Here is an 8,673-nt window from a genome sequence, read left to right as displayed (position 1 = left end):
AAGCTAAATGGAATGAGCCCGGTACAATACCGAGCTCATTATGAAGAGAATTTATAAAGTTATAATTTAACGTCCAACTTTCGGGGGGCACTTCAAACAGACACACCCTCTTACTTTTTTTATTATGAAGAAGAAAAGTGTTAAGTGCGTTCCAGTTGCACAGTAAAGTGACGCATCAAAGGTGCTTCCCAAGTGATACGAACACCATGCGTAATGCTTTCACGCCGGTCGAAAACATTCTTCAGCGCAACAGCTATCACATTCATGTGATTGTCCGTATAGACACGGCGGGGGATGGCAAGACGAAGCAGATCCAGTCCGTTAAAACGGTTTTCACGGGTCACAGGGTCACGGTCTGCCAAAATATAACCAATTTCGCATCCTCTGATACCAGCCTCAAGATATAACTCAACGGTCAGCGTCTGTGCCGGAAATTCATTCTTCGGAACATGTGTCAATACTTTGGTTGCGTCTACAAAAATGGCATGGCCGCCCGCAGGACGCTGATAAGGAATGCCATACTCATCCAGTTTCTTTGCCAGATATTCCACCTGGCGGATGCGGGTTTCCAGATTATCGAATTCTGTATTTTCATCCAGGCCCACGGCAAGCGCACTCATATCGCGCCCGTTCATGCCGCCATAAGTGAGATAACCTTCATACTGCACGCAAAAACCTTTGGCACCTTCATACCAATCTTCTTTCCGCGTAGCAATAAAACCTCCCATGTTGACGATACCGTCTTTCTTGGCACTCATCGTCATACCGTCAGCCAGGCCGAACATTTCCTTCGTAATCTCCTTTATCGTCTTATCCGCATACCCTTCTTCACGCATCTTAATGAAGTAAGCATTCTCGGCAAAACGGGCGGAGTCAAACAATACAGGTTTATTGTATTTATCCGCAAGAGCGCGGACTTCACGCAAGTTATGCATGGATACGGGTTGTCCGCCCGCAGTATTGTTTGTTATGGTAACGATGATGAACGGTATCCGGTCACCATATTCCTGCAATGCTTTCTCCAGTTTGCCAGGATCCACATTGCCTTTGAAGGGGATTTCCAACTGCGTATTCTTCGCCTCATCGATGGTGCAGTCCAAAGCAATGGCTTTTCGACCTTCGATGTGCCCCTTAGTGGTATCAAAGTGAGAGTTACCGGGAACGATGTTGCCCTCGTGCACCAGATAAGAGAAAAGAACATTCTCGGCGGCACGCCCCTGATGGGTAGGGATGACATATTCGAAACCGGTCAAGCGGGTGATTACCTCTTTCAGCTTGAAGAAAGAGGAAGCTCCGGCATAACTTTCGTCGCCCAGCATCATCGCTGCCCATTGACGGTCGCTCATTGCTCCCGTACCGGAGTCGGTTATCAAATCGATATATACTTGTTCGGATTTAAGCTGGAACACATTGTAATGGGCTTCTTTCAACCATTGTTCGCGTTCCTGGCGGGTACTCTTCCGAATGGGTTCCACCATTTTAATTTTCCATGACTCTGCAAAGGGTAATTCCATAGTGTTTACTTATTGTTTTTTGACATTTAGTTAACAAAAAGACCCGTATAAGTTCTTATACGGGTCGAATATACACATTTACACAGAATCCACCAAGACATTCCGTGTCTTTCTGTCAAAAACTTCACTCTTTTGACAAGAACTTCTTCTTCGCCTTCTTACCCATCTCTTGTATGACAAAAGGGAGAGGGTGCTCCGATACATATATTTCACGCTCTTCGGGTTTACCGGTTTTCTCAGGAGAGAGATAGAAATCCGGCATATACGAGTAGTCTTTCAGATCAGGACAATATACACTGAAGCGTAGGTGAGAGCCTTGCTTGTAATTCTCCCCGCCGATAATACCGAGGGGCTGTCCTGGAATAACCTCATCACCCGGAGATACAAAAATCCCTCCATCCCGGAATAACTTGTAACGGGCAAAAGTTCCGTCTTTATGGAATACCTCCACATGATTTTCCGTTGCCTGGAAAGATGTTCCCTCAGATGTGGAAGCGGAATTATCATTAACTTCCGTCACCTCTCCGCCACGCGCGGCAAAAATGGTATCGCCCGCAGTCGTGTGAAAAGCAAGTCCTGTCAGACGCTTCTGCCCTTCCTTTCCGAGAATCCTGTCCAAAGAATACATACGGTTCACCCTCACCGTCTTACCTTCTGCCAAAGGGAAAAGATATACGAAATTGGTATCTGCTTTCAGAAAGAAATTTCCTTTTCGATAAGTATAGCGATAGGAGAAGCCGATAGAAACATTTTCAGTGCTCGGCCGCAAGGTCAACAAGCGCGTTTTTCCAAAATGGATAAATGTTTCATGAATAGAGCCTTCAGGGTAAGAGGTATTGTTCAACCGCGGGAAACTCAAAGTTACCGTATAGGGCGTGTGCGAGTCAGTTGTAGCGTAAAAAGTCACCTCACCTTTGTCAGAACGTTCGTAGGTGACTTCAACAACCTTATCCGATTGAGCAACGGCCAATACAGGCAGCATAATAAGAAAAAGAAAATTGTGTCGTAGTTTCATGGTATCATTGTTTGAGATTAATCCGCTTGCCAGGTCAATACAAAGTCCTGATGCAATATATAATGAATGTGGAACTTCCGTTGTTCCTGTGTCCGATACTCTTCAGCAAGGAAATCGCCTCTTTCGGAAACCGTAAAAGGGAAGATATGCAAATGTTCACGAAAGTCCACCTCAGCCATATTCATACACTTAAACATGACTTCCTTGGCCGACCAGTGAAGCAACAAGGCCCACGTATCCGTTCCCTGATAAGAAGAAACTTTTTCATCAGCACGCATATACTTATGCGCCACCCTGTGCACCCGTTCACCGTATTGCTCTATATCAATCCCCACTTCCTTACCGGCTTCACCGATAATGACCGATACATAACCACGGGTATGCGAAATGCTGACCGAGGCACTATTATCCGCCAGATAAGGCTTTCCGCTGGAATGATAGGCTATTTCTTTCTCTTCGCCCAGCAAAGTGAACAACAGCACACGAACCGACAACCACTCCAGGCGGCGATGTTCCGCCGAGAAACGTTGCATAGCTTGCCGATACGTGTCTTGCCGAGGAAGCATATCCAACAATTCATCCAGTGTTTCGTCCATCTTCCAGACACCCCACTTGTAGGATTGCTCCGTATGTTGCAAGAAAAGAGACATATTCAATCAGTTCTTTTTATCAGCCTCTGCCGAAAGAGGCTGAACAGTGAATTTGACTTTCAGGATACGACGGTTGTCCATCTCCAGCACCTCGAACTCGTAATGACCGTATGTCACCTTCTCATGCAGGGCGGGAAACTCTCCTTTCAGTTCAAGCAACAATCCCGCCAGCGTGTCGGCATCGCCCGCCACTTCGTCAAAGGCTTCCTCGTCCACTTTCGTAATCTTATAAAAATCCGTCAACTGCGTCTTGGCTTCAAATACCCAGGTATGCTCGTTGAGTACCGCATAAGTGCGCTCTTCATCGTCATATTCGTCATGGATTTCACCGACTATCTCTTCGATGATATCTTCCATCGTCACGATGCCCGACGTACCGCCAAATTCATCAACAACAATAGCGATATGAATCTTATTAGCCTGGAAATCACGCAGCAAATCATCAATCATCTTCGTTTCCGGCACAAAATAGGCGGGACGTATCAATGATTGCCAGCGAAACTCACTCTTGTTCAAATGGGGAAGCAAATCTTTGATGTACAAAATCCCTTTAATGTTATCCCTGTTTTCCGAATAAATGGGAATACGGGAATAGGCATTCTCTACAATACATTTCAATACATCCTTGAACGGTGTACGGATATCCAGGTCCACCACGTCCAAGCGGGAAGTCATCACCTCCTTCGCAGTTTCACCGCCGAAACGGATAATGCCTTCCAGAATGTTGTTCTCTTCCTTCAACTCCGCCTTATCAGTCAGTTCCAGAGCATGAGAAAGCTCATCTACGGAGATGTTATGATTCTTACGGGCAAAATGCTTATTCAGGAAAGAAGTGGAACGCACCAACACGGAAGCCAGCGGATAGAAAAGGGAACGGAACATCCATATCCCCCTGGCCGAGAAACGGCAGAATGCCAATGTTTTCTGAGCCGAATAAATCTTCGGCATGATTTCGCCAAAAAGGAGCAGAAGGAACGTCAGTATAACGGTAAGTATAAGAAACTCCGCAATAGCCGAATGAAACTCAAACACACTCATAAAGAAGAAATTGCAGAGCATGATGATAGTCACATTCACAAAGTTGTTTGTTATCAGAATAGTCGCCAACAGGCGTTCTGTATCATCCAGGAGTTTACGGATTTTCTCATCCGAAGGATGTTTCTTCTCGTCAATAGCATTCAAGTCTGACGGAGAAAGCGAGAAAAAGGCTATTTCTGAAGCTGAGGCAAAGCCGGAAACAAGCAACAGCAAGCCTGCCAACACAATGGCGATAATTGCCGAAATAGTAGGGGTATGTACGGATATACCATTAAAAACTTCTGCCAACTGGCATGAATAAGCGTCTGGGTCCAAAGATTTTGGTTTTAGTTAAACAATTAGAACGGTAAATCGTCCGTTGTATTATCTTGTGCAGGGGTAGCCTGCGATTGCGCTATCGGTTGTGCAGGAGCGGCACCTTGTGCCATGCCTTGTTGCGGCGCAGCAGCACCCGGTGCGGAAGTCCCCCGCGGAGTCAGCATTTCCATATTATCGACAAAGATTTCCGTAATATAGCGCTGAATTCCCTTTTGGTCATCATAAGAGCGGGTACGTATCTTACCTTCCACATAGAGTTTATCACCCTTATGCACATATTTGTCAACAATCTCTCCTAAGCGGTTCCGGAAAACAAGATTATGCCAATCAGTACGATCAGGAACTTGAGTGCCATTTTGCAGAGTATATCCTTTCTCCGTAGTAGCTAAAGAAAGCTGAGCAACGCAGTTTCCTCCATCATAATAGGTTACTTTAGGATCTTGTCCGACATTTCCAATCAATATTACTTTATTTACTGACATAAGCCTTTTTCTTTTTATTTGAATTTGCCGCCAAAATTAAACAGAATAATCACACAATGCAAGAATAAGCGCAACTTTTATAGATATTTCTCCAGGAACGCATGCACCAGGCGGGAGACTGCATACTGCCCCAAATCCTCTGTCTTCACCCGTTGGAAAGCAGAAAAAGAAGCAGAGTTCTCCGGTAGAGCGACCTCATAAAAATTAGTATATATCACCCTGTGTGAAAGCACATGCTTCACATTTCCACAGACAAGGCGCAACGCCGGAACCTCTCCGTCCGCAAAAAGAGCACGCACTTCCGGCAGCTCTCGGAACGTGCCTTCCGGCACCGGAACAGTGGTCTCAATCAATGGTAGTTCGAAAAGATTTTTCCATATATCATCACCCGTCCGCTTATGTAAATAGGTACACGCGCCCATGCGTACATATATATAATTAAAATAGCGGTTGCTCGTTTTCGTCTTATGTTGTTTGACGGGCAACTTTGCCACCAGTCCATTCCGCAACGCAGAACAACTGTCCGCCAAAGGGCAAAACATACAATTAGGCGACTGAGGCGTACACTGTATAGCACCGAAATCCATGACAGCCTGATTATACACAGCAGGACGTGATTTATCCAGCATTTCCTCCGCCAAAGCAGCAAACAGTTTCTTCCCTTTCGTGCTGTCAATCGGCGTATCGACGCCAAAGTAACGGGAGAGCACCCGATAAACATTACCATCCACCACAGCATAGGGCATGCCGTAAGCAGCCGAACAAATGGCCGCAGCAGTATAGTCCCCTACCCCTTTCAAAGCACGGACCCCCTCATAGGTTGTCGGGAAAACGCCATTCATGCTTTTTGCAGCCGCATGCAGATTGCGGGCACGTGAATAATACCCCAACCCCTGCCAGCATTTCATCACCTCATCTTCTTCCGCTTCCGCCAAAGCCGCCACATCGGGAAAACGACGGATAAAACGCAAAAAATAGTCATAACCTTGCACCACCCGAGTCTGTTGCAGAATGATTTCCGATATCCATATCATATACGGGTCGGTGGTATCCCTCCAAGGCAATTCACGCTTGTTTTCGGCATACCATGCCACTAATTTCTCACTAAATATATTCATCTCTATTACAAGTACTTATAAAATTCAAAAAAGGGTTATTCACTTACAGCCGACAATGCCCTGTCAAGAGCACGATTTCCACACGGGATAAAACATTTTTCATTTCCACAATCGCCGCCACAATGCTTGTGGAGGCGATTTATCACCCACATAAATATGCAAAGTGTATCCTTCACCCTCTTTCCCACAGCACAAAAATAGCTCTTTTTCACCCTAACAAAACTTAATCGGAAGACTTTTTTAGAAAATTGTCCAGAATATATTTTTTAGAGAGCGCAAAAAGCTATATATTTGCAGTCCAAAAAATTAGGAAACTATAGTAATAATATTTTTTTTAAAGAAAAATGACTAAAGCTGATATTGTAAACGAAATTACAAAGAACACCGGGATTGACAAAGTGACAGTACTTGCGACCGTTGAAGCATTCATGGACACAGTAAAAGCATCTTTATCTAAAGATGAAAATGTTTACCTCCGCGGGTTTGGTAGCTTCGTAGTGAAGAAAAGAGCACAAAAAACAGCTCGTAACATCTCAAAGAATACTACGATCATCATTCCGGAACATAATATTCCGGCATTTAAGCCTGCTAAAACATTCACCATCTCCGTGAAGAAATAATAAACAAGAGTATTAACCAATTAAATTATCGAAGCTATGCCTAGCGGAAAGAAGAAAAAAAGACATAAAATGTCTACGCACAAGCGTAAAAAAAGACTAAGAAAGAACAGACATAAAAGCAAAAAGTAATTTTTAGTCTGAAAGACAGAAATAAAGAACAAACTTGTGAAGCTATTTGTCTCGCGAGTTTGTTCTTTGTTTAAGTAACAAATTGTAGTTAACAAGGTGACAAGGAACAAGGAGACAAGGGAGATAGTCGCAATACATTCCCTCTTGTCAACCCGTAAACTTAGAATCTGGTTGACTTAGAACCTAAAAGCAAGAAAAAAATTGTGACAAGCGAACTCGTTGTAGACGTACAGCCCAAAGAAGTCTCCATCGCACTGCTCGAAGACAAGAGCCTGGTGGAACTGCAAAGCGAAGGAAGAAATCTCTCCTTCTCGGTGGGCAACATGTATTTGGGACGAATCAAGAAATTGATGCCCGGCCTGAATGCCTGCTTCGTGGACGTGGGTTACGAGAAAGATGCTTTTCTTCATTATCTGGACTTAGGTCCTCAATTTAACTCGTTAGAGAAGTACGTAAAGCAAACTTTAAGCGACAAAAAGAAGCTACCCCAAATTACAAAAGCAACCATACTTCCCGACCTTGAAAAAGACGGCACTGTAGCCAACACACTCAAGGTAGGACAAGAAGTAGTGGTGCAGATTGTCAAGGAGCCTATCTCGACCAAAGGCCCGCGCCTGACTTCCGAAATTTCATTTGCCGGAAGATATCTGGTGCTGATACCTTTCAACGACAAGGTTTCCGTATCACAAAAAATTAAATCGAGCGAAGAACGCGCCCGCCTCAAACAATTGCTGATGAGCATCAAGCCGAAAAACTTCGGTGTTATCGTCCGCACCGTTGCCGAAGGAAAACGCGTGGCCGAGCTCGACGGAGAGCTTAAAGTTTTATTAAAACACTGGGAGGATGCTGTGACCAAAATACAGAAAGCCACTAAATTCCCGACTCTGATTTACGAAGAAACCAGCCGTGCCGTAGGCTTACTGCGCGACTTGTTTAACCCTTCTTTCGAGAACATCTACGTCAACGACGAAGCCGTGTTCCACGAAATCAAGGACTACGTAGCACTCATTGCCCCTGAACGGGCAGGAATTGTGAAGCTGTATAAAGGCCAACTTCCTATTTACGACAATTTTGGTATCACCAAGCAAATCAAGTCTTCGTTCGGAAAGACGGTTTCATACAAGAGTGGTGCCTACCTGATTATTGAGCATACTGAGGCGCTTCACGTAGTAGACGTGAACAGCGGTAACCGCACCAAGAATGCCAACGGGCAGGAGGCCAACGCGCTCGAAGTGAACCTGGGAGCTGCCGACGAACTGGCTCGCCAGCTGCGACTGAGAGATATGGGTGGTATCATCGTGGTGGACTTCATCGACATGAACGAAGCCGAAAACAGACAGAAGCTTTACGAACGTATGTGTGCCAATATGCAAAAAGACAGGGCAAGACACAACATCCTACCGCTCAGCAAATTCGGCTTGATGCAAATTACCCGCCAGCGTGTGCGCCCGGCAATGGATGTCAACACCACAGAAATTTGTCCCACCTGTTTCGGAAAAGGCACAATCAAGTCGTCCATCCTCTTTACGGACACTTTAGAGAGTAAAATTGACTACTTAGTCAACAAATTGAAGATTAAGAAATTCTCGTTACACATCCACCCGTATATCGCTGCCTATATTAATCAGGGACTTGTTTCCCTGAAACGGAAGTGGCAGATGAAATACGGATTTGGTATCAAGATTATTCCAAGCCAGAAACTTGCGTTCCTGGAATATGTATTCTATGACCCACACGGGGAAGAGATTGACATGAAGGAAGAATTCGAAATTAAATAAGAAAAGACGGC

The 8,673-nt window shown here is 44.9% G+C and carries 8 protein-coding genes; 2 read left to right on the top strand and 6 right to left on the bottom strand.

The window, feature by feature from the left end; genetic code table 11:
* Positions 1-140: 140 nt before the first annotated feature.
* The 6 genes from BUC01_RS15210 to mutY form a co-directional block, all read right to left on the bottom strand.
* Positions 141-1,514 carry a tryptophanase TnaA gene (locus BUC01_RS15210; protein WP_025835044.1) on the bottom strand — a complete coding sequence of 458 codons (1,374 nt, stop codon included), beginning with the start codon at positions 1,512-1,514 and terminating at the stop codon, positions 141-143.
* A gap of 124 nt (positions 1,515-1,638) precedes the next feature.
* Positions 1,639-2,529 (bottom strand): M23 family metallopeptidase, encoded by an 891-nt coding sequence (locus tag BUC01_RS15205; protein WP_025835043.1) that lies wholly within the window; start codon positions 2,527-2,529, stop codon positions 1,639-1,641.
* A 17-nt stretch (positions 2,530-2,546) separates the two neighbouring features.
* On the bottom strand, positions 2,547-3,179 hold the full coding sequence (locus tag BUC01_RS15200) for a 4'-phosphopantetheinyl transferase family protein (protein WP_025835042.1): 633 nt from the start codon (positions 3,177-3,179) through the stop codon (positions 2,547-2,549).
* A gap of 6 nt (positions 3,180-3,185) precedes the next feature.
* Positions 3,186-4,532 (bottom strand): gliding motility-associated protein GldE, encoded by a 1,347-nt coding sequence (locus BUC01_RS15195; protein WP_025835041.1) that lies wholly within the window; start codon positions 4,530-4,532, stop codon positions 3,186-3,188.
* A 23-nt stretch (positions 4,533-4,555) separates the two neighbouring features.
* Positions 4,556-5,017 carry a single-stranded DNA-binding protein gene (locus BUC01_RS15190; RefSeq protein WP_025835040.1) on the bottom strand — a complete coding sequence of 154 codons (462 nt, stop codon included), beginning with the start codon at positions 5,015-5,017 and terminating at the stop codon, positions 4,556-4,558.
* 77 nt (positions 5,018-5,094) lie between these two features.
* Positions 5,095-6,135: an A/G-specific adenine glycosylase gene (mutY, locus tag BUC01_RS15185; protein WP_073314133.1), complete on the bottom strand. Its 1,041-nt coding sequence runs from the start codon at positions 6,133-6,135 to the stop codon at positions 5,095-5,097.
* A 344-nt stretch (positions 6,136-6,479) separates the two neighbouring features.
* Between mutY and BUC01_RS15180 the strand changes: the two genes are divergently transcribed.
* Positions 6,480-6,755 (top strand): HU family DNA-binding protein, encoded by a 276-nt coding sequence (locus tag BUC01_RS15180; protein ID WP_009131262.1) that lies wholly within the window; start codon positions 6,480-6,482, stop codon positions 6,753-6,755.
* A 332-nt stretch (positions 6,756-7,087) separates the two neighbouring features.
* Complete coding sequence (locus BUC01_RS15175; protein WP_073314130.1) at positions 7,088-8,662, top strand: Rne/Rng family ribonuclease; 1,575 nt, start codon at positions 7,088-7,090, stop codon at positions 8,660-8,662.
* Positions 8,663-8,673: the final 11 nt, after the last annotated feature.

This window comes from Bacteroides stercorirosoris (genome assembly GCF_900142015.1).
Lineage (GTDB): Bacteria > Bacteroidota > Bacteroidia > Bacteroidales > Bacteroidaceae > Bacteroides > Bacteroides stercorirosoris.
This window is presented reverse-complemented; position numbering and strand designations above follow the sequence as displayed.

Excerpts from the sequence above, each read along its gene's own strand:
- BUC01_RS15210 (WP_025835044.1), bottom strand. The coding sequence starts at position 1,514 with ATGGAATTACCCTTTGCAGAGTCATGGAAAATTAAAATGGTGGAACCC.
- BUC01_RS15205 (WP_025835043.1), bottom strand. The coding sequence starts at position 2,529 with ATGAAACTACGACACAATTTTCTTTTTCTTATTATGCTGCCTGTATTG.
- BUC01_RS15200 (WP_025835042.1), bottom strand. The coding sequence starts at position 3,179 with ATGTCTCTTTTCTTGCAACATACGGAGCAATCCTACAAGTGGGGTGTC.
- BUC01_RS15190 (WP_025835040.1), bottom strand. The coding sequence starts at position 5,017 with ATGTCAGTAAATAAAGTAATATTGATTGGAAATGTCGGACAAGATCCT.
- mutY (WP_073314133.1), bottom strand. The coding sequence starts at position 6,135 with ATGAATATATTTAGTGAGAAATTAGTGGCATGGTATGCCGAAAACAAG.
- BUC01_RS15180 (WP_009131262.1), top strand. The coding sequence starts at position 6,480 with ATGACTAAAGCTGATATTGTAAACGAAATTACAAAGAACACCGGGATT.